We start from the raw sequence: 19,648 nt of genomic DNA, 5'->3' as shown, positions 1-19,648 counted from the left end.
CGCCGCACCTCGGCTCGGGGAGCTTCTGCCTGGGACGACGCTACCTCGGCACCGTCGACCCCGGCAGTCCTCAGCGGACGGAGTGGGCGCCCGGCTGTCCCGCGCCGCCGGGGAGGCCGGACCAGAGGTCGCAGTGATGCGCGGCCCAGGCGTCCATCGGCGCGTTCGCCTCGGCTTCGGGTGCGAACGAGCGGACCGGTGCCGTGGCCGAGTCCGGTCGCAGCGGGGCCCAGTCGAGCCTTCCGGTACCGGCGAAGGTGGTCCAGGCGTCGATCATGGTGTCGCCGAGTGCGCGCTGCTGCCCGGTGAGTTCGACCTGCTGGAATCCCGGCCCCCACGGGCCAAGCTCCAGGTCGAACAGGTACGCCAGCTCGGAGGCGTGCGCGGCACCGGCGGGCAGGTCGGTGAGGAAGGGGCTGTAGGTGGGTGCGCCGCGGTCGGCGAACTCGTAGCCGTAGGTGGGGACGTGCCGCGCGAGTGCGCGTCCACTGGCCAGTTGCGTGCAGGCGAACGTCCGGTCGGTGTCCATCGCCGCGAACGCCAGCCGGGGATCGTTGCCGTGCTCCGCGACCGGGTAGGTCTCGCGTACCCGGCCGGCGTGCTCGCCGAAGGTCCGGTCGATCACCTCGTCCAGGCGCTCCTGGGTGATCGGCCCGCTCGTCGCCCCGATGACGTCGGTGACCAGCCGGGATTCGTCGCGGGTGGTGCCGGAGAGCACCGGGACACGGTGGAAGCGACCCTCGGCCAGCGCCTCGTCCGGCGGCATCGGCAGCGTCGGGGTACCGGAGGCGATCCCGAAGACCTGGTCGTAGGCGCCCACCAGCTCGTCGGCGGGCTGCCCGCGCAGGCAGTCCACCGGGTCCTCGGTGGCACAACCCCGCTCGGCCGCCACCTCGCCGCCGACCTTCCGCATCTGTTCGACCGGGGACCAGAAGTCACCGCGGTCGAGCACGACCTGGCTGCCGTCGTGATAGGCGGCGATCTCGGTGGAGCACGAGCCGCTCTGCAGAATGACCTTGCCGAACAGTCCGCGTGCGGCCGGGGAGGTGAGCTGGGCGCAGGTGTCGATCCCGCCCGCGGACTCTCCGAACAGCGTGACCTTGCCAGGGTCGCCGCCGAAGAACACGGCGTTGCGCTGCACCCAGCGCAGCGCGGCCTGCTGGTCCTGGAGCGCGAACGTGCCGGAGCCCTCCAGCCCGGGGTGGCTGAAGAAGCCGAGCATGCCGAGCCGGTAGTTGACGGTCACGACGACGACGTCACCACGATCGGCCATTCGTGCCGGGTCGGTCTGCGAGCTCGTGCCGCCGGTGTTGCTACCGCCGTGCAACCACACCATCACCGGCTTGCCCGCGCCGGGACGTGCCCGCGGAGTGGTGACGTTGAGCGAAAGGCAGTCCTCGCTGGTTCCCGCCAGCGGTCCCTCGTTGCCGAGCTGCGGACAGGCCGGACCCGGCTGGGCGGCCTCGCGGGGCGAGGTCCACGGCCGCGGCTCGCGAGGCGAGGCCCAGCGCAGGTCGCCGGTGGGCGGGGCGGCGTAGGGGATCCCCTGGTAGCGCTCGACCGCCCCGGCCCGCTCGCCCACGACCGGGCCGGAGGTGGTGGGCACGAGTGGACGGTCCGGGTCGCCCGCGGACGAGGTCGCCGTGACCGCGGAGCCGATCGTCAGTGCCGCGAACGCGACGATCAGCGTTCGCTTCTTCCAGGGTGCGATTCTCTGCCGTGCCGGCATCGGTTCCTCCGAGTGAGTGGCGCGCGAGATCGGTTGCCCGCCCCGGACCGTGCGGCCGGTACCGGGGTGTCTCGTGCTGTCGGTGTCAGGCCCCGTCGAACCATCGCGAGGCCATGATCGCGAGTTCGGTGCGGTTGCCGCGGCCGAACCTGCGCATGAGCTTGGATACGTACTGTTTGACCGTCGCCTCGCTGAGGTAGAGGCTGCGCCCGATCGCGGCGTTGGACGCCCCGGTGGCCACCAGCCGCAGCACTTCCCGCTCGCGGTCGGGCAGCTCCGGCAACTCCGGAGTCGCGGGCGGAGCGGCCACTGACGCCGCCGGTGCCTCGCCCGCGCCCGGGGCGTGGATCTCGATCCGGGCCACTGATCCGGTGCCCGCGGGCTTCCCGGTGAGCGCCCGCCCGGCGACCTCGCGCAGATCGGCGGCGACCCGGCGGGTCGCCGGATCCTCCGCCGACGCTTCGAGTTCGTCACTGCGCAGGGCGACGATCGCCAGGGCACGCCGGGCCGCGTCCAGGGTCCCGGGCAGCGCGGGTCCCTGCTCTTGCTCGCCCCCGGCTCCGGCTGCCGCCGGGTCCTCCGGCCTGCGTACGCGGTCGGCCCTGGCGTCGCGCAGGTGCAGCATCGCGGCGGCGAGGACGCCGAGCAGGAACGGAACACTGGACGCCAGCACGGCCAGGGTCGCCGGGACGCCCCCGCCGACCATGACCCCGACGACGCCCGCGAGGCCCAGCGCCAGCGCCGCCGTTCCCACGAAGATGGCTGCCCAGCCCGTCGCGTTGCGGTACAGCGTCAGCGCCCCGGTCGCGACTCCCCAGGCGATCCACGGGATGCCACCGGTGTAGGCGAGTTCGGCCAGCCGGTCGTCGGTCAGGGTGCAGCCGAGGATCACCGCGGCGAGGGCGGCGGCCCAGCCCACCGGGTAGCGCGGGGCCAGTCTGCCCAGGGCGGTCACCAGCAACTGGATCGCGGCCATCGCGATGACGAACGGCCAGGCTCCGGGGAACGCGAGCACGCCGATCACCGCACCGGCGAGCGCCGCGACCGACAGTCCGCAGAGCTGCCAGCCCAGCTCCCGGTCGCTCTTCGCGCTCACCGCGGCCTCCTCCGTGATCGGCGTCGTGACCCGCGGGCGCTCGCCGGGGACGGGCGACCTCACAGCAGCGTCGCGGCCGCGAGATCCTCCCGGACGGCGGTGACCAGCTTGCCGAACCGCCGGGCGAGCCGAACATAGATGATCGGCCCCCCAGCGGCGATGTAGGCGGCGCCCAGTGTCTCCTGGCTCAGCACCAACCGGTGTTTGCTCTCGTCGAGGCGGACGGCGACGCGCAGCCGCTGGGAGACGCCGACCGCGACCCCGCGTACCGGTCGCCCGTCCTCGCTGGCGACCGCTGTCAGTGGCTCGGTCTGCTCCCAGTGGTAGCCGCGGACCTCGCAGGTCTCCCGGACCACGGCCAGCGCGGACGAGGGCTTCGTGTCCTCGTTCAGTCGGATACGGGTCACGGGCGGTCCTCTCCTCGGTTCGGCCGGAGTGACCTGGCGAGCAGAGAACACCTTCGCCACACCCCGGTCCGGCCGTCGTCGTCCTCGTCACCTGACCACAGCAGCAAACAGCAGGTCAGCGCCGCAATTAACTTTCGTTCGCGGCGGGATCACGAAGGTCTGTGCCGCCAGGGGAGCCGGTCCGGGCCGCGGGTTCCCAGCGTCATCGCCCGGTCACGGGAGAGCCGGTCGGCGGGCCGAGGGTCAGAGGTGGACGCCGGGCATGTGCGGGTTGAGTGCGCGCACCAGTCCGGCGAACTCGCTGACCTCGACGACGTCGCGTCCGGCGTCGCGGAGGCGTTCCGCACCGTTACAGGCGACAAGCGGGTCGGGCTCGCGCCAGGCGAACACGATCCGGGCGACGCCGGCGTCCAGGATGTGCTGGGTGCAGGTGACCGGACGCGAGGTGCGGGCCGTGCACGGTTCCAGCGAGGTGTAGATGGTCGCCCGGCGCAGCCGCGGATCGCGCGGGGCGAGTTTGCCGATCGCGGCCTCCTCGGCGTGGATGTGCGGGTCCGACTCGCGGGAGTATCCCGTCGCCAGCACCTGGCCGTCGCCGGCGACGATCACCGCGCCCACCGCGAACGCGTCGTCCTCCCGCGGGCACGCGATACCGAGGTCGATCGCCTGCCGCAGTAGCGCCCGGTCCGTTTCGCTCACCTGGTTCCGCGCCATGGGTTCTCCTTCGGCAGATGGCGCGACAGGATGCGGTCACCGTGCTGCCGCGTCCCCGTCGACGCCGTACGTGCACAGGGATTCTGCGGGAACACTCGCGCTCGCACAACGCCCGGTATGTGGAGGACTCGGTGTCACTCGTGCCCGGGATCCGTGCCGGTGCGGCCGCCGAGATGCTCGGCGAGGTGCCGCTCGATCGCCCGATGGAACCGCACCTGGTTCTCCGGGTTCTCGAAACCGTGTCCCTCGTCCTCGGCGAGCAGGTACTCGACCGGCACTCCGCGCTGCCGCAGCGAACCGACGATGTTGTCGGACTCGGCCTGGACCACGCGGACGTCGTTGGCGCCCTGGGCGATGAGCAGCGGGGTGCGGATCCGGTCCGCCATGGTGATCGGCGAGCGGGCCAGCATGTCGGTCTCCTGCTCGGGGATGTCGGGGTCGCCGACGTAGCGGTACCAGTTGTTGATCAGGTGGGGCCGCAGGAACGACGGCAGTGTGCGCATGAAGTTCGCCAGGTCCGAGATGCCCACATAGTCCACCGCCGCGGCGAAGTAGTCCGGGGTGACGGTGACGCCGACCAGGGCCGCGTAGCCACCGTAGGAACCGCCCACGATCCCGATACGCGCCGGATCGGCATAACCCTGTGCCACCGCCCAGTCGGCGGCGTCGATCAGATCGTCGTGCATCGCCCCGGCGAACTCGCCGATCGCACTGGTGACGTGCCGCCTGCCGTACCCCGTCGAGCCGCGGAAGTTGACCTGCAGCACCGCGTAGCCGCGGTTGGCCAGGAACTGCGCCTTCGGGGCGAAGGTCCACATGTCATGGGCCCACGGTCCGCCGTGCACCAGCAGCACCAGCGGCAGCTTCGCCGGCTCGACGCCCACCGGCAGCGTCAGGAAACCGTGCAGCGGCAACCCGTCCCGAGCGGGAAACCGCACCGCCGTCATCGGAGCCATCTCCGCCGGATCCAGTCGCGGACGAGGACGGAACAACACCCGGCTCTCCCCCGTACCGTGATCGTAGAACCACGTCACCCCCGGATCCCGATCGTGGACGAACGTAGCCACCCACCACCGTTCACTATCGTCCGAGGACACCGAATGCAGCACTCCGTCGGAGCGCTCCGACAACGCCGCGAACACCTCGGCGAAATGCGGGTCCAGCACCTGGAGTGTGGGACGGTCGCCCACGAAACGGACCGCGGTGACCTCGCCGGTCCGCCTGCTGGTGAACAGTGACGCGGGCGTGCTGTGGTGCAGCGGGCCCATCGTGCACAGGCTGTGGCCTTCCATCGCGGCGACCACGGTCTCCGCACCGGTTTCCCGGTCGATGCGGACGAGCCGCAGGTCGTCGGAATCCTGGTAGCTGCTGACCAGCAGTCCCTTCCCGTCGGGCGTCACGATCTGCAGCGGCACCCCCAGCGGATGCTCCGGGCCGCCCTGCCTGCACAGCAGGCGCTTCTCTCCGTTGCCCGGCTCGATCGCGTAGAACTCGTGCAGCCCGTCGCCGGCCAAAACCGAATAGAACGCCGCCTGCCCGTCACGATCGAGGAGAACGTTGCCGTTCGGATCGGGCTGCTCCACGTGCACCGTCGTCTCGCCGGCGGCGACGTCGATCCGGAACGCATCGATGAACATGGGCCGCCGGTTCATCCAGGCAAGCACGCTGCCCGGTACCGAATTCATCGGTTCGACGGCGACCACGCGCGATCCGGCGGGCAGTGGGGTCAGGTCGAGCGCGGGCTCGTCCGGCGCCTCCAGGTCCACCCGGTACAGATGCCAGTCCTCATTCCCGTCGGTGTCCTGCAAATACAGCAACCAACGCGGATCGTCGGTCCAGTAATACGTCTTGATACCCCGCCGGGAATCCCGCGTCACGCATACCGCGTCTCCGTGCTCCTCGTCGACACCGCGCACCCACACGTTCGTCCGCCCGTGTTCCGGGGCCAGATACGCGATTCGCGCACCATCCGGCGAAATCGACGCCCCCGAGAACTCCGGATCCGTGAAGAACTCCTCCACCCCGATCACCCTCGGCACCGATTGCACTCGACTTGGCGTCCCGGCCATTCTGCGCTCCAATCAGCGGTGCTGTCGGCGTTCTCGGCTTCGGCGGAGAACGGCCCCTTGCGCCACCGATGAAACACCCCGACGTCGCGTCACCCTCAAGCACGAACGAGCATGACCCGCGCCACATGCCCGGCCGTGGGGATCCCGTCAGACGGTGGACTCGGCGCCGTAGCGCGGGATGGCGATCAACGCCAGCACGATGATGCCCGCCATCACCGCCCCGCTGAACAGGCCGGTCATCGCGAAGGCGTCGGTGAAGGCGGCGCGGGCGGCGGAGGCCAATCGCTCCCCCGACTCCGGGGGCAGGGTCGCCGCGACCGAGTTCGCCGCGGCCACGCCCTCGGCCGCCTCGTCCGCTGCTCGCGCGGGCAACCCGGCGGGCAGGTCCGAACCGAGGCTCGCGCCGTACACCGCGGCCACCAGTGTTCCCGCGGTGGCGACGCCGAGCCCGACGCCGAGCTCACCCGCGGTCTCCGAGACCGCGGCGGCCGCGCCCGCACCGTCCGGTGGGGCCGCGGCGACCACCAGGTCGGTGCCCAGCACACCGGCGGGCGCCATCCCGACCACCGTCAGCGACACCAGTGCGATCAGCGCGCCGAGTCCGGTCTCCGGCCCGGTGAACCCGATGGCGACACAGCCCAGCAACGCGATCAGCGCGGCCACGGCGAGTACGGAGCGCTTGCCGAAGCGGTTCGCCAGCCGGGCACCGGCGAGTGAGGCGAACACCGAGGCGGCCGCGATCGGCAGCATCCAGAGCCCGGCCTGCAGCGGAGACGAGCCGCGAACAAGTTGCAGGTACTGCGGCACGAGGTAGAACAGCCCGTTCACCGCGATCGTGCCGAGCAGCATCAGCAGTACCGCCGCCTGGAACGCCCGTCGGGTGAACAGGCGGACGTCCAGCAGCGGGTCGGTCAGCCGCCGTTGCCGGAGCACGAACAGGGTCCCGAACACCGCACCGGCGGCGGCGGACAGCGTGGACAGTACCGCCGGGCCGTGTGCCACCGTCTCCTTCAGCCCGTAGACCAACGGCAGCATGGTCATCAGTGACAGCCCGACGCTGAGCAGGTCGACCGGCTCGCGCGGGCCGCTCGGCCGGTGTTCCGGGAGCAGCACCCGTCCGAGCACGATCAGCAGCAGCATCGCCGGGATGGCGAGCAGGAACACCGAACCCCACCAGAAGTGCTCCAGCAGCAGTCCGCCGACGACCGGTCCGACGGCCACCCCGGCGGAGAAGGTGGTCATCCAGATCGCGATGGCGAACGAGCGCTCCTTCGGCACCGGGAACATGGTGCTGATCAGCGACAGGGTGGACGGCATCAGCGTCGCCCCGGCGACGCCGAGCACCGCCCGGGCCACGATCAGCAGTTCCGCGGTCGGTGCGAAGGCCGCGAGAGCCGAAGCGGCCGCGAACGCGCCGCCGCCGAACAGCAGCAGCCTGCGCCTGCCGATCCGGTCGCCGAGCGAGCCCATGGTGATCAGGAATCCGGCGATCAGGAATCCGTAGATGTCCAGGATCCAGAGCTGCTGAGTCGCGCTCGGCGCGAGATCGGCGGTCAGCGCCGGCGCGGCCAGGTAGAGCACGCTGACGTCGATCGCCAGGACCAGCAACGGCACGGCGAGCAGCGCCAGGCCACACCATTCGCGGGCGCCCGCCCTGGCCGGTTCCACCTCCGCGCCATCCACCGGCGCCGCCTGCTCGGTCACTCCGCCGCACCCGCCGGGTAGGCCCGCCGTTCCCGCTGGGCACGCAGCGCCTCGCCCCACCAGACCAGCTCGTCGAGCATGCCGTGCGCGACCTTCGCGTAGCGCTCCTCGTTCGCCGGGGTGCCGGCCGTGCCGAAGGTGTCCGGGTAGTTCGGGAAGCTGACGCTGGTGCGCATCGAGACGGCGTGCAGCTCGTTGAGCACCGGCCGCAGTGCTTCGACGGCGCGAGTGCCCCCGGCGAGGCCGCCGTAGCTGACGTAACCGACCGGCTTGGCCTGCCACTCCTCGTAGAACCAGTCGATGGCGTTCTTCAACGGGGCCGGGAAGCTGTGGTTGTACTCCGGGGTGACCAGCACGAATGCGTCCGCCCCGGCCAGCCACGGGGACAGTTCCGCGACCGGGCCGGGTTGCTCGGTGGCGTCGTCGCCGGGCAGCACGTCGGGCAGCCAGGTCTGTGCCAGGTCGATCACGTCGACGCTGACCTCGGTCCTCGACCTGGCCTGCGCGCCGAACCACTCGGCGGCGGTGGGGCCGAACCGGCCGGATCGGGTGCTGCCGATGATCACGGCGAGTTTGAGGGGTTGCTCGGACATCGAAACCTCCTTGATGGGTCTGCTCGATCGCCACTGGCGTCATCGTCGGTCTCGGCGCTTCGGGTTCGCTTCCGGTGCGCTTCGGGCCACGCCCGAAATGGGCGTTCGCCCAGCGGAACGGATCGAGCGTTCGGTACCGTCGGGCCGTGCAGTTCGGCGTGCTCGGCCCGGTCGAGGTGATCACCGACCGCGGCGTGCGCGTCCGGGTGCCGGAGCTGAAGGTGCGGCTGCTGCTGGCGCATCTGCTGCTGCACGCGGGCCACGCCGTCACGGTGGACGCACTGGTGGATCGGCTCTGGGGCGAGCGGACCCCGGTGGACCCGAAGGCATCACTGCAGGCCAAGGTCTCCCAGTTGCGCCGGGTGCTCGCCGACGCGGAGTCCGGTGGCCGGGAGCTGGTCGTCTCGGAACCCGGCGGCTACCGGATCGGGGTCACCGAGCAGGCGCTGGACTCCGGGCGGTTCGCCGAGCTGCTGGAACGCGTCCGCTCCGAGCCGGACGCGCACGAGCGGGCGGCACTGCTCGACGACGCGATGGCGCTGTGGCGTGGCCCGGCGTTCGTCGAGGTCGCCGACGAGCTCACCGCACAGCCGGTGCTCGCCAGGTTGAACGAACTCTGGCTCAGCGCGGCCGAGTCACGCGCCGAGGCGCTGCTCGACCTCGGCGAGCATCTGCTGCTGACAGGTGAGCTGGACGAGCTCGCCGAACGTCACCCGCTGCGGGAGCGGTTGCGGGCGGCCCAGATGCGCGCGCTCTACCTGGCCGGACGCCCGAACGAGGCGCTGGCCGCCTTCGAGGACCTGCGCACGCGGCTGCGCGACGAACTGGGCGCCGACCCCGCCCCGGAACTCGTAGAACTGCACCAGGCAGTGCTGCGGCACGGTCCCGAACTGCGGACGAGGCCCCGGGAGCCGGCGGTCCGCAGCCCGCTGCCGACCCCGGCGACGGAGCTGATCGGCCGAGAGGCGGACCTCGAACGGGTGCGCGCCCTGCTCGACGAGGACCGGTTGGTCAGCCTGGTCGGCATCGGCGGGGTGGGCAAGACCCGGCTGGCGCTGGCCGTCGCACACGAGTACGACCGGCGGCACGAGGCCGGGGTGCGGCTGGTCGAACTGGACGCGCTGCCTGCCGGGACGGCCGCGGAATCGGTCGCCGACCTGGTCTGCCGGGCGTTCGGCCGGCAGGCGGGAGCCAGCGCGGGCCAGGCGGCCGACACCGCGTCCGACGCGAAGAGCAGGCTGCTGGCCACCGTGCGCGGCTTCACCGGACTGCTGGTCCTGGACAACTGCGAGCACCTGCTCGAAGCGGTCGCCGAGCTGGTACTGGCGACGCTGGCCGCGGCACCGGAACTGACGGTGCTGGCCACCAGCCGTGAACCGCTGGAGCTGTCCGGCGAGGTGCTGCACCCGGTGGAGCCACTGCCGACCACCGGCACCGCGAGCGCAGTACGCCTGTTCACCGCGCGGGCGTCCGCGGTGGATCCGGCGTTCGTGCTGGACGAGCGGACCGAGCCGCTGGTGCGCACGATCTGCGCGCGGCTGGACGGCATCCCGCTGGCGCTGGAGCTGGCCGCGGCCAGGGTGCGCACGCTCGGCGTGGCGGGAGTGGCCGAACGGCTCGACGACCGGCTCGCCCTCCTCTCCGGCAGGCGCCGGGACGCACCCGTCCGGCAACGCACCCTGCGGGCCACCATCGACTGGAGCTGGGAGCTGCTCACCGCAACCGAGCAGACGGTGCTGCGCAGGCTCTCGGTGTTTTCCGGCGGGTGCGGGCTCGCCGCGGCCGAAGAGGTCTGCGGCGGGAGCCCTGCGACGGACGTGCTGGACACGGTGACCCGCCTGGTGGACCGCTCGCTGCTGGTGCGCAACGCCGATGGGCGTTACCGGTTGCTGGAAGCGGTCGCCGAGTACGCCGCCGAGCGGCTGGCCGAGTCCGGGGAGGCAGGCGAACTGCACCGGCGGTTCGTCGCCCACTGCCTCGCGCTGGCCGAACGTGCGGCGCCCCGGCTGCGGGGCCGTGAACAGCGGACCTGGCTGACCCGGCTTGACGAGGAGTCGGCGAACCTGGGCGCCGCGCTGTGCCGGATGGACGACGCCGACGAGGGCCTGCGGCTGGTGGACGCGCTGGCCTGGTACTGGTTCCTGCGGGGCAGGCCGGGACAGATGAGCGACGCCGCCGAGCTGGTGCTCGCCCTGCCCGGTGGCGATCCGCGGCTGCGGGCGAGCGTGCGGGTGTGGCGGGCCGGTATGACGGCGTGGGCGGACCGGAACTCGGAACTCGCCCCGGACGGGGTCGCCGCGCTCGCCGAACTGGGCGAGGGAACCACCTCGCAGGCACGGGCGCGCTGGTTCCTGGCCTTCGCCTGCTGGGGATTCGGGGACATGCGCGTCGTCACCGATTGGGCCGGTACGGCGCTGCGTACCTGCCGCCAGAACGGGGATCAGTGGGGATGCGCAGCGGCACTGGCGACCGGTGCGACGTACGCGGCGCTGCGGGACGAACTGCCGGCCGCGCGACGAGACGCGGGGGAAGCCGAACGGTTGTTCACCGCACTCGGCGACCGGTGGGGACGCCTGCAGGCACTGGACACCCTTGCCCTGGTCGCCGAGGTGACCGGCGACTACCCCGAGGCAGCGCGCTTGCAGGCGAACGGCCTGCGGATCGCGGAGGACCTGCGGCTGGGCCCGGAGGTGGCGGGCCGGTTGTCCGGCCTCGGGCGGGTGACGATGCTGACCGGCGACCTGGGGACCGCACGTGCCCAGCACGAACGGGCCAGGAAGCTGGCCGCGGACCAGGGCAACGCGGCACTGGTCGGCTACGCGGAGTTCGGGCTCGCGCTGACCGCGAGAAGAACGGGGGACCTCGCCACGGCGGAGCGACTGCTGTTGCCGTGGACGGCCGAGGAGGTGGCCAGTTTCGCCACGCTGACCCCGTTCGCGGAGCTCGGTTTCATCGCCGAGTTGCGCGGCGACGGGCGCCGGGCGCTGGAACTGCACGAGGCCGGCTACCACCGGGCACGCGCGGCCGGTGGCGGCAGGCGCACGATCGCATTGGCGCTGGAGGGTCTCGCCGGTGCGTGGTCCCTGCTCGGCGAGCCGGAACGTGCCGCGGGGCTGCTCGGAGCGGCGGACGCCGCGCGCCAGGCGGTCGGCGCCCCACTGCCGGCCGCGGAACGACTGGACGTGGACCGGATCAGTGAGCGGCTGCGTACCGCGCTGGGCGAGCGGGCGTTCGAGGAGTCGTTCGCCGCCGGCGCGGATCGCCTGCCCGCCGAACTCGTGGGCACGGGCTGAACCACTGGCATGGGACGCCGGGCACGGCGGCCTCGCTTCGAATTTTCGCGTGCTCGCGAAAATTCGAAGAAAATGTGGCGGAGGAATGTCGAGAGCGGTCCGGCGGCTCCGTCCCAGGGGCAGACGCGGCCACCGGGGCCGCAGCACACCAAGGAGACCAGCATGGCGAAGTACCTGCTTCTCAAGCACTACCGCGGCGCCCCCAAGGCCGTCAACGACGTGCCGATGGACCAGTGGGCCCCGGAGGAGGTCGAGGACCACCTGCGGTACATGTCCGATTTCGCCACCCGGCTCGAAGGCACCGGCGAGTTCGTCGACAGCCAGGCGCTCTCCGCCGAGGGAACGTTCGTCCGCTACGACGGGGAGGGCAGGCCCCCGGTGACCGACGGGCCGTTCGCCGAGACCAAGGACCTGATCGCCGGCTGGATGATCATCGACGTCGACAGCTACGAGCGTGCGCTCGCCCTCGCGGGCGAGCTGTCGGCGGCGCCCGGGGCCGGTGGCAAGCCGATCCACGAGTGGCTGGAACTGCGCCCGCTGATGGGCGAGCCGCCGACCGTCGACGAGTGAGCGGACGTACCGGGTGATGGACGAACCGTTGCTGCGGGAGCTGACTCCCGCGGTGATCGGCGTCCTCGTCCGCCGCGGAGCCGACTTCGCGACGGCCGAGGACGCCGTACAGGAAGCACTCCTCCAGGCCACGCTGCTCTGGCCGGATCGGCGGCCCGCCGATCCGAAGGGCTGGCTGGTGACGGTGGCGTGGCGCAAGTTCCTCGACATCCGCCGATCCGAGGCCTCGCGCCGGGACCGGGAACTGCGGGTCGAGGCCGAGCCGCGGCCCGGTCCGGCCGGGGCAGCGGACGACACCCTGCGGCTGTTCTTCCTGTGCGCCCATCCGTCGCTGACCCCGGCGTCGGCGGTGGCGCTCACGCTGCGTGCCGTCGGCGGCCTGACCACCCGGCAGATCGCCCAGGCCTACCTGGTGCCGGAGGCGACGATGGCGCAGCGCATCAGCCGAGCCAAGCGCACGGTCGGTGCCGTGCGGTTCTCCCGGCCCGGCGACCTGGCGACCGTGCGGCGGGTGCTCTACCTGGTCTTCAACGAGGGCTACACCGGCGACGTCGACCTCGCGGCCGAGGCCGTCCGGCTCGCCAGGCAACTGGCGTCGACGACCGGGGACGAGGAGACGGCGGGACTGCTGGCGTTGATGCTGCTGCACCACGCCCGGCGGCCGGCGCGGACCCGCGAGGACGGCAGCCTGGTGCCGCTGGCCGAGCAGGACCGTTCCCGCTGGGACAGCGCGCTCATCGCCGAGGGCGTCAGGGTCCTGCAGGCGGCGCTGAGCCGCGACCGGCTCGGCGAGTTCCAGGCGCAGGCCGCCGTGGCCGCCCTGCACGCCGACGCGCCCCGGGCCGAGGAGACGGACTGGCCCCAGATCGTCGGCTGGTACGACGAACTGCTCCGGCTGACCGGGAGTCCGGTGGTGCGGCTGAACCGGGCCGTCGCGGTCGGCGAGGCCGACGGGCCGGTGGCCGGACTCGCGGCCCTGGCCGGGGTGGACCCCGGTCTGCCACGGCACACCGCCGCCTCGGCGTACCTGCACGAGAAGGCCGGCGATCTGCCCGCCGCGGCGCGGCTGTACGCCGACGCCGCCCGCGTCGCCCCCAACCTCGCCGAACGACATCACCTCACCCGGCAGGCGGCCAGGATCGGGCAGGAACTGCGAGCGTGAGGCCCTGACATGGCACGGGGCCACCGGTCCCGCCGCGGGTAGCGGCCGCGTATCGGTGATTTTCCCACCGGGGCGGTACCCCTAGGATCATCGCCCGTGACCACCGTACTGCGTGAGGCGCCCTCGGGGTTCCTCACGCCGGGGGCCGGGCGAGCAGGCGACCGCGCTGCCGCGCTGACCGGCAGGCCGATGCCGCTGGACCGGGCGCGGTCGTGGTGGATCACCGCGGCGCTCACCCTGGTCGCGGCGGTGGTACGGCTGCAGGACCTCGGTTCGCCCACCGACAAGGGCGCCCCCACCTTCGACGAGAAGTACTACGCGGTGCAGGCGTGGCAGATGCTGCGCAACGGCGGTTACGAGGACAACTACGGCTACGAGGTCATCGTGCACCCGCCGCTGGCCAAGCAGCTCATCGCGCTGGGCGAGTGGGCACTGGGTTACAACGGGTGGGGCTGGCGGATCGGTTCGGCCGTCGCCGGAGTGCTGATCGTGCTGCTCGTGGTGCGCATCGCCCGCAGGCTCACCCGATCCACCCTGCTCGGCGCGGTGGCAGGCATTCTCGCCATCTGCGACGGCATGCTGCACCTGCAGTCGAGGGTGGCGCTGCTGGACATCTTCCTGGTGCTGTTCGTCCTCGCCGCCTTCGGCTGCCTGCTGGTCGACCGGGACCAGGTGCGGCAGCGACTTGCCCAGGCGGTCCATGAGGGCTGGATCGACGCCGCCGACCCGTACGGTCCGCGTCTGGGCTTCCGGTGGTGGCGCTTCGGTGCCGGCCTGATGCTCGGGCTGGCGTTCGGGGTGAAGTGGTCCGGGCTCTACTACATGGCGTGCTTCGGGTTGCTGTGCGTCGGCTTCGACGTGGCCGCGCGCCGTGCCGCCGGGGTGCTCCGGCCGTGGCTCGGCACGCTGCGCCGTGATGTGGCACCGGCGTTGTGGGCGCTGCTCGCGATTCCCGCGCTGGTCTACCTGTCCACCTGGTGGGCCTGGTTCGCCAGCGAGACGGCCACCGACCGGAACTACACGGAGATCAACCGTCTCGACGGCGGACCGTTCTCCTTCGTTCCCACAGCTCTGCGTTCGCTGGTCTCCTACTCGGCGAACGTGCTGGATTTCCACGGGAGCCTGGCCACGCCCCAGGACGATCCGCATCCGTGGGAGTCGAAGCCGTGGACCTGGCCGATGGGCCTGCGGCCGATTCTCTACTCCTACGAGGAGAGCGGGCTCGCGGACGGTTGCGGCGCGAGCACCTGTGTGCGGGCCACCCTGCTCGTCGGGACCCCGGCGTTGTGGTGGCTGTCGCTGCCGATGCTCGCCTGGGGTCTGTGGCGCTGGATCTTCTCGTTCGACTGGCGCTACGCCGCGGTCGTCGTCGGCTACCTCGCGGGCCTGGTGTTCTGGTTCACCAACCTCGACCGGCAGATGTACTTCTTCTACGCCGCTCCGCTGGCGCCGTTCCTGGTGCTCGGGCTGACCCTGGTCTGCGGCCAGGTGCTGGGCGATGCCCGCCGTGGATTCGAGCGGCGCGGCACCGGTCTGCTGGTCGTGTCTCTCTACATAGGACTCGTGGTGGCGAACTTCGCTTGGCTGTGGCCGATTCTCAACGGCGACGCCATCAGCGACGAGCGCTGGCAGGCCGAACTCTGGCTGCCCTCGTGGCGCTGAACCCGGAGGAACCGCCGGGCCACGGATGGCCGGGCGGTGAGCGCGGCGCGAGCGACGACGGCGGGCCACCGCGCCGGTTATCCTTCGCTGGGCCCGGCAGTTCGCGGCGAGTGCAGGAGAGGAAGGTCGTCCGGTGGGGTGGAGTACACGTCAACTGGCCGATATCGCCGGTACGACCCTGAAAACCGTCCGGTACTACCACACGGTGGGCCTGCTGGACGAACCGGAAAGGGCGGCGAACGGGTACAAGCAGTACCAGCTCCGGCACCTGGTCCGGCTGCTGCGGATCCGCAGGCTGGTCGACCTCGGTGTGCCGTTGTCCTCCATCGCCGCGATGGAGGAGTCGGACGAGAACGCGGAGCAGGCACTGCGCACCCTCGACTCCGAACTGGCCGCGAGTATCGAACGCCAGCAGCGCATACGTGACGAACTGGCCGAGATCTTCCAGCATCGGAGCCTGATCGATCTCCCGCCGGGTTTCGCCGGTGCCCCAGCGGGCCTCTCGGACGCCGACCGGTCCCTCGTGATGATCTATTCCCGGGTGTACGAGTCCTCGATGGCGACGGCCCTAACCGAGGACCGGCCGGATTCCCCCTCGCTGACGAAGCTGGGTGAGGAGTTCCAGTCCCTGCCCGAGGACGCGAGTGAGGAGACCCGCCAGCGGCTGGCGCGGGACTTCGCCCCCGAGATGCGCAGACGGCACCAGGAACACCCATCGCTCAAGGAGCCGAAAGCGCGAGGAGCCCGGGGGCAGGCGTTCGCCACGTCGGTCATGGTCGAGGCCCTGACCTCGCTCTACAACATGGCCCAGCTCGACGTGCTGAGACGTGCCAACGAAATCGTCATCGAGGACGAGCTCCCGGCCGCGGAACCGGGGGATCCGGAGTAGGACGCGGCCGGTGCTCGTGAGCGGACCACTCCCCCGCGGACGGGTGGCCGCGGCTTCCCGCTCAACTGGCGTGGAACCCGCCCGGTGACACCAGATCGCCCAGCGCGATCAGGTTGTAGTAGGCGCAGACGCCGAGGAACGCGGCCGCGCACAGGGTCATCGTCAGGTACCCGATTCCGCCCCATCGCCGCCACCACCCCCTGCGTCCGCCGACGATGGCGAACACGACCATGCATCCGGCCGTCACGAGCATCGCGGCGGGGAGATAGGGCAGGACGGTCAGCAGCGGGGATCCGGTCAGGATGGTCTCGTTCATCGCGTTGCCATCCGATACGACGGCCAGGAACCCGGCGAGGAACGTCGTCCCCAGCGCCCCGGTGAGCCAGGCGACGGCGTGCGCGGCGCGCACCGGCCCGGGCACCCGATCGGCGCGGCCGCGGCGGACCAGCGCAAGAACGGGAAACCAGCACAGGCCGGCCAGCAGGGCGAGCACACCGGCGCCCAGCAGCACGAGGTGCAGTGTGGGGCTCTGGTACCAGGCGATCGGCAGGTAAACGACACCTTCCTGGTCGGAGCCGCCGGAAAGGGTGCCGTCGTGGCCGAACACGATTCGGCCGGTCCCGCCCGCCTCGGCGAACTCGCCCGCTCCCAGGTGCACCCACTCCTGCTCGTAGCGGGCGGGGTCCGCACTGATCCCGGTGCTGTGCAGCCGGCCGTCGCCGGCGACCTCGACCGTGACCGGCGTGGTCAGTGCGGTCACTTTTGCCAGCGAGTACTCACTGGTCACCGAGGCCCGGTAACCGCCGGCGTACGCGCTGACGTCCCCCGGCACCGGAACCGGGTCGGCCGGGGGCCGCTCGGGCAGGAAGTGGTCGAGCACCGCGTTCCGGACGATCTTGGCGTCCTGGTAGGCGGCGTTGGCGTCCCCGTCGCCGTTGTAGGCGATGTGCACGCCGACGCCGTGCTCGGGCAGCAGGGCGGTCTCGTGGTGGAAGCCGGGCAGGTCCCCGTCCTTGCTCAGGACCCGTGCGTCGCCGTGCCTGCTCTCCGTCAGCAGGTACCCGATGCCCGGCACCCTCGGATCCTGGGTGAAGTGCCGCCGCGTGACCAGTTCCGCCACCCCCTCGCCGAGCCGCGGGTCCGCACTGAGCAGTGCCAGCATGAGCTTGCCGATGTCGGCGCTGGTCGTGATGGTGCCCGCACCGGTCGGCGTCCACGGCCCGTATCGGCCTCCTGCAACGGTGTAGCCCTCCCCGTCCGGCCGGTATCCGGTGGCCAGGCGCGCGTCGATCGACGGGGGTGCGGGCTGGCTGAACGTGGTGCCGTCCATGCCGAGCGGGCCGAGGATGCGTTCGGCGACGTAACGGTCGAACGGCATGCCCGACACCACCTCGACCAGGTGGCCCGCCAGCGCGACACCATAGTTGTCGTAGGACATCGCCTCCCCCGGCGGCCGCACCCGGATCGGCTGCTTCTCGGCGAGACTCCGGCCGAGCGGCTCGATTCCCACCGGGCCGGAACCGTTCAGGCCGATGTAGTCGGCGTCGAAGCCCGCGGTGTGGGTGAGCAGGTGGTTCATCGTCACCGGCCGGCCGGGATAGGTGTCGTCGATCCGGAAGCCGGGCAGGTACCGGTTGACGTCGGCGGCCGGATCTATGCGCCCCTCGGAGATCAACTGGGCTGCGGCGATCGCGGTCATGATCTTCGCCTCGGACGCGGCGGACAGCGTGGTCCACTCGGGATCCATCGGCGTTCCCGCTGCCAGGTCCGCGAGCCCGTATCCCTTCGACAACACCGTTTCGCCGCCGGCGACGACGGTGATCACCGCACCGGGGATGTGATCGGTCTCCAGGTGCCCGTTGATCAGCTCGTCGAGTCGGTCCACGAGTCCGGGAGGCGGCACCGCCTGCCGACCCGGCTGCTGCGCGATGGCGGCCGTCGCGGTGAGCAGCATGAGGGCGAGCACGAGCGCGGCGATTTTCCGGAACATACGGCGATGTTGTCGTTCCGGCGGAGTGCGTCACCAGTGCACGGCACCCCGGCTCCTCGTGCGGAACACACGAACCGGACAGCCAACTATGCTCGCTGCCCATGCTGATCATCCTCGTGCTGGTCGCGTTCGCGGCCGGTCCGGGGCTGGAGCTACCGGGCTGGGCGACGGCGCTGACCTTCGCCCTGCAGGTGGTCCACTGCCTGCCGCGGGCCAGGCGACTGCGCGGCTGGTGGACGCTGGCCGCGCAGGCCGTCCTGTTCCCCTGTGCCGCGCTGCCCGGGTTCCTGTCCGGCTCGGTTCTGCTGATCGTGCCCGGACGGGTCCGCTGGGCGCTGTTCGCCACGGTCTTCCTCGCCGCCGGGCTGATCAGCACCGGCGATGTGTACGAGCACGCGAACGCCGTCGGCAACACCATCTCCCAGGGACTGGTGATCTTCGCGCTGACCCGGCTGGACGAGGTGCGGGCGGAGCTGCACGCGACCAGGGGCGAGCTGGCGGCGCTGTCGGTGGCCACCGAGCGCGCCCGGCTGTCCCGGGAACTGGAGACGACGGTGGGCAGCGCGCTGGCGGAGATCGTCCGCCGTGCCGGTCTGCGGGATCCGGACGGGATCGTCGCGCTGGCCAGGGAAACCGCGGGGCAGGTACGCCGGGACGGGCCGGAGCGGCCGACGCCGTCGGCGGCCACCGGTCTGACCCCGCGGATGATGCTGCCGATCATGCTGGTGGTGCACCTGGTCTATCTGGTGGTGGCCGCCCTGTTCGTCCTGCGGGCGGCGCCACCGGCACCGCTGCTGGCCGGGTACCTGATCCTGCTGGTGCTGGTCGTCGGCCTGCAGTGTCACCACTCGCTGCCGCGTCCGCCGGGGTCACGCCCGCGTCTGCTGGTGCTGACTCTGCCCGCGCAGGTGGTACTCGCCTGCCTGCCGATGTTCGTGCCGGGGCCGCCGTATCCGCAGCTCGTCGGTCTCGCCGCGGGGGCGCTGCTGGTGTGCCTGCCGGGTCGGGTGGCCTGGCCGCTGGCCACCGTGCTGCTGGCGGCGGTACCGGTCACCCTGGCGGCACGCGGTACCGGGCCGCACGAGGTACTGGCCTCGACCGTCGACACGGCGGTGCTCGCGGTGATCTTCTACGGAATCGCGGTCACCGTCGGGCTCGTGCACCAGGTGCGGGAGGTGCGCGGGCAACTGGCGGCGATCGCCGTGGCACGGGAGCGGACTCGGATCGCGAGGGACATCCACGACCTGCTCGGCTACGGGATCTCGGCGATCGCGCTCAAGGCGGAGCTGGCGAGAACGACCCCGTCCCCTGGGCGGTCGCTGGACGAGATCGCCGGCATCGCCCGCCGCTCCCTGGCCGATCTGCGGGCGATTCCCGGCGACAGCACCGTGATCTCCTTGGACGAGGAGCTGCGCTCGGCGCGCGAGGTGCTGCTGGACGCGGGCATGACGCCGTGTTTGGACGTCCGGCACGGTGCGGTGCCGCCGCGGGTGGACGAGCTGCTGGCGACCGTGCTGCGCGAGGCGGTGACCAACGTGCTGCGGCACGGCCGGGCCGGTGTCTGCGTGATCGAGAGCGACCGGCAGGGCGACACGGTGCGACTGCGGGTGGCCAACAACGTCGGCACACCGCCGCCGGAGCGGCGCGGTGCCGGCAGCGGCATCGGCAATCTGGCCGCGCGGATGTCGGCTGAGGGCGGCGAGCTCACCGTCGACACGGACGGGGATCGCTTCGAGCTCACCGTGTACCAGCCGCTCGACGCTCCCTAGC

General features: G+C 71.7%; 14 protein-coding genes. 6 read left to right on the top strand and 8 right to left on the bottom strand.

Features of this window, described 5'->3' with window-relative positions; genetic code table 11:
* Positions 1-70: 70 nt before the first annotated feature.
* From CFN78_RS21060 to CFN78_RS21030, 7 genes are all read right to left on the bottom strand, one after another.
* Positions 71-1,729 carry a carboxylesterase/lipase family protein gene (locus CFN78_RS21060; protein ID WP_094864585.1) on the bottom strand — a complete coding sequence of 553 codons (1,659 nt, stop codon included), beginning with the start codon at positions 1,727-1,729 and terminating at the stop codon, positions 71-73.
* Positions 1,730-1,814: 85 nt separating this feature from the next.
* On the bottom strand, positions 1,815-2,825 hold the full coding sequence (locus tag CFN78_RS30155; protein WP_133116406.1) for a helix-turn-helix transcriptional regulator: 1,011 nt from the start codon (positions 2,823-2,825) through the stop codon (positions 1,815-1,817).
* A gap of 59 nt (positions 2,826-2,884) precedes the next feature.
* Positions 2,885-3,232: a hypothetical protein gene (locus CFN78_RS21050; RefSeq protein ID WP_094864583.1), complete on the bottom strand. Its 348-nt coding sequence runs from the start codon at positions 3,230-3,232 to the stop codon at positions 2,885-2,887.
* A gap of 243 nt (positions 3,233-3,475) precedes the next feature.
* Positions 3,476-3,946, bottom strand: a complete 471-nt coding sequence (locus CFN78_RS21045) for a deaminase (protein ID WP_094864582.1) — start codon at positions 3,944-3,946, stop codon at positions 3,476-3,478.
* 134 nt (positions 3,947-4,080) lie between these two features.
* Entirely contained in the window at positions 4,081-5,985 is a 1,905-nt protein-coding gene (locus CFN78_RS21040; protein ID WP_240519591.1) for a S9 family peptidase, read from the bottom strand.
* A 177-nt stretch (positions 5,986-6,162) separates the two neighbouring features.
* On the bottom strand, positions 6,163-7,719 hold the full coding sequence (locus tag CFN78_RS21035; RefSeq protein ID WP_240519590.1) for an MFS transporter: 1,557 nt from the start codon (positions 7,717-7,719) through the stop codon (positions 6,163-6,165).
* On the bottom strand, positions 7,716-8,312 hold the full coding sequence (locus CFN78_RS21030) for an NADPH-dependent FMN reductase (RefSeq protein WP_094864581.1): 597 nt from the start codon (positions 8,310-8,312) through the stop codon (positions 7,716-7,718). Before CFN78_RS21030 ends, CFN78_RS21035 begins: the two co-directional genes overlap by 4 nt.
* A gap of 146 nt (positions 8,313-8,458) precedes the next feature.
* On the opposite strand from CFN78_RS21030, the gene CFN78_RS21025 reads away from it, so the two are divergent.
* The 5 genes from CFN78_RS21025 to CFN78_RS21005 all read left to right on the top strand — a co-directional run bounded on the left by CFN78_RS21025 (position 8,459) and on the right by CFN78_RS21005 (position 15,888).
* Positions 8,459-11,605: an ATP-binding protein gene (locus tag CFN78_RS21025; protein ID WP_094864580.1), complete on the top strand. Its 3,147-nt coding sequence runs from the start codon at positions 8,459-8,461 to the stop codon at positions 11,603-11,605.
* A gap of 162 nt (positions 11,606-11,767) precedes the next feature.
* Positions 11,768-12,175: a YciI family protein gene (locus CFN78_RS21020; RefSeq protein ID WP_094864579.1), complete on the top strand. Its 408-nt coding sequence runs from the start codon at positions 11,768-11,770 to the stop codon at positions 12,173-12,175.
* Positions 12,176-12,191: 16 nt separating this feature from the next.
* Positions 12,192-13,337, top strand: coding sequence for an RNA polymerase sigma factor (locus CFN78_RS21015; protein WP_094864578.1), 1,146 nt, complete (start codon positions 12,192-12,194; stop codon positions 13,335-13,337).
* 108 nt (positions 13,338-13,445) lie between these two features.
* A complete protein-coding gene (locus CFN78_RS21010) occupies positions 13,446-14,999 on the top strand; it encodes a dolichyl-phosphate-mannose--protein mannosyltransferase (protein ID WP_420807913.1) in 1,554 nt (517 codons plus the stop codon).
* 133 nt (positions 15,000-15,132) lie between these two features.
* Positions 15,133-15,888, top strand: coding sequence for a MerR family transcriptional regulator (locus tag CFN78_RS21005; protein WP_094864577.1), 756 nt, complete (start codon positions 15,133-15,135; stop codon positions 15,886-15,888).
* 61 nt (positions 15,889-15,949) lie between these two features.
* Here the strand turns inward: CFN78_RS21005 and CFN78_RS21000 are convergent, their stop codons facing one another.
* The gene (locus CFN78_RS21000) at positions 15,950-17,878 is read right to left on the bottom strand and encodes a serine hydrolase domain-containing protein (protein ID WP_094864576.1); all 1,929 of its coding nucleotides are present in this window, start codon (positions 17,876-17,878) and stop codon (positions 15,950-15,952) included.
* A 101-nt stretch (positions 17,879-17,979) separates the two neighbouring features.
* Between CFN78_RS21000 and CFN78_RS20995 the strand changes: the two genes are divergently transcribed.
* Positions 17,980-19,647 (top strand): sensor histidine kinase, encoded by a 1,668-nt coding sequence (locus CFN78_RS20995; protein ID WP_094864575.1) that lies wholly within the window; start codon positions 17,980-17,982, stop codon positions 19,645-19,647.
* Position 19,648 lies beyond the last annotated feature (1 nt).

The organism is Amycolatopsis antarctica, from assembly GCF_002262875.1.
GTDB classification, from domain to species: domain Bacteria; phylum Actinomycetota; class Actinomycetes; order Mycobacteriales; family Pseudonocardiaceae; genus Amycolatopsis; species Amycolatopsis antarctica.
Note: the sequence above shows the minus strand (reverse complement) of the source record. Positions and strands in the feature narration are given on the sequence as shown.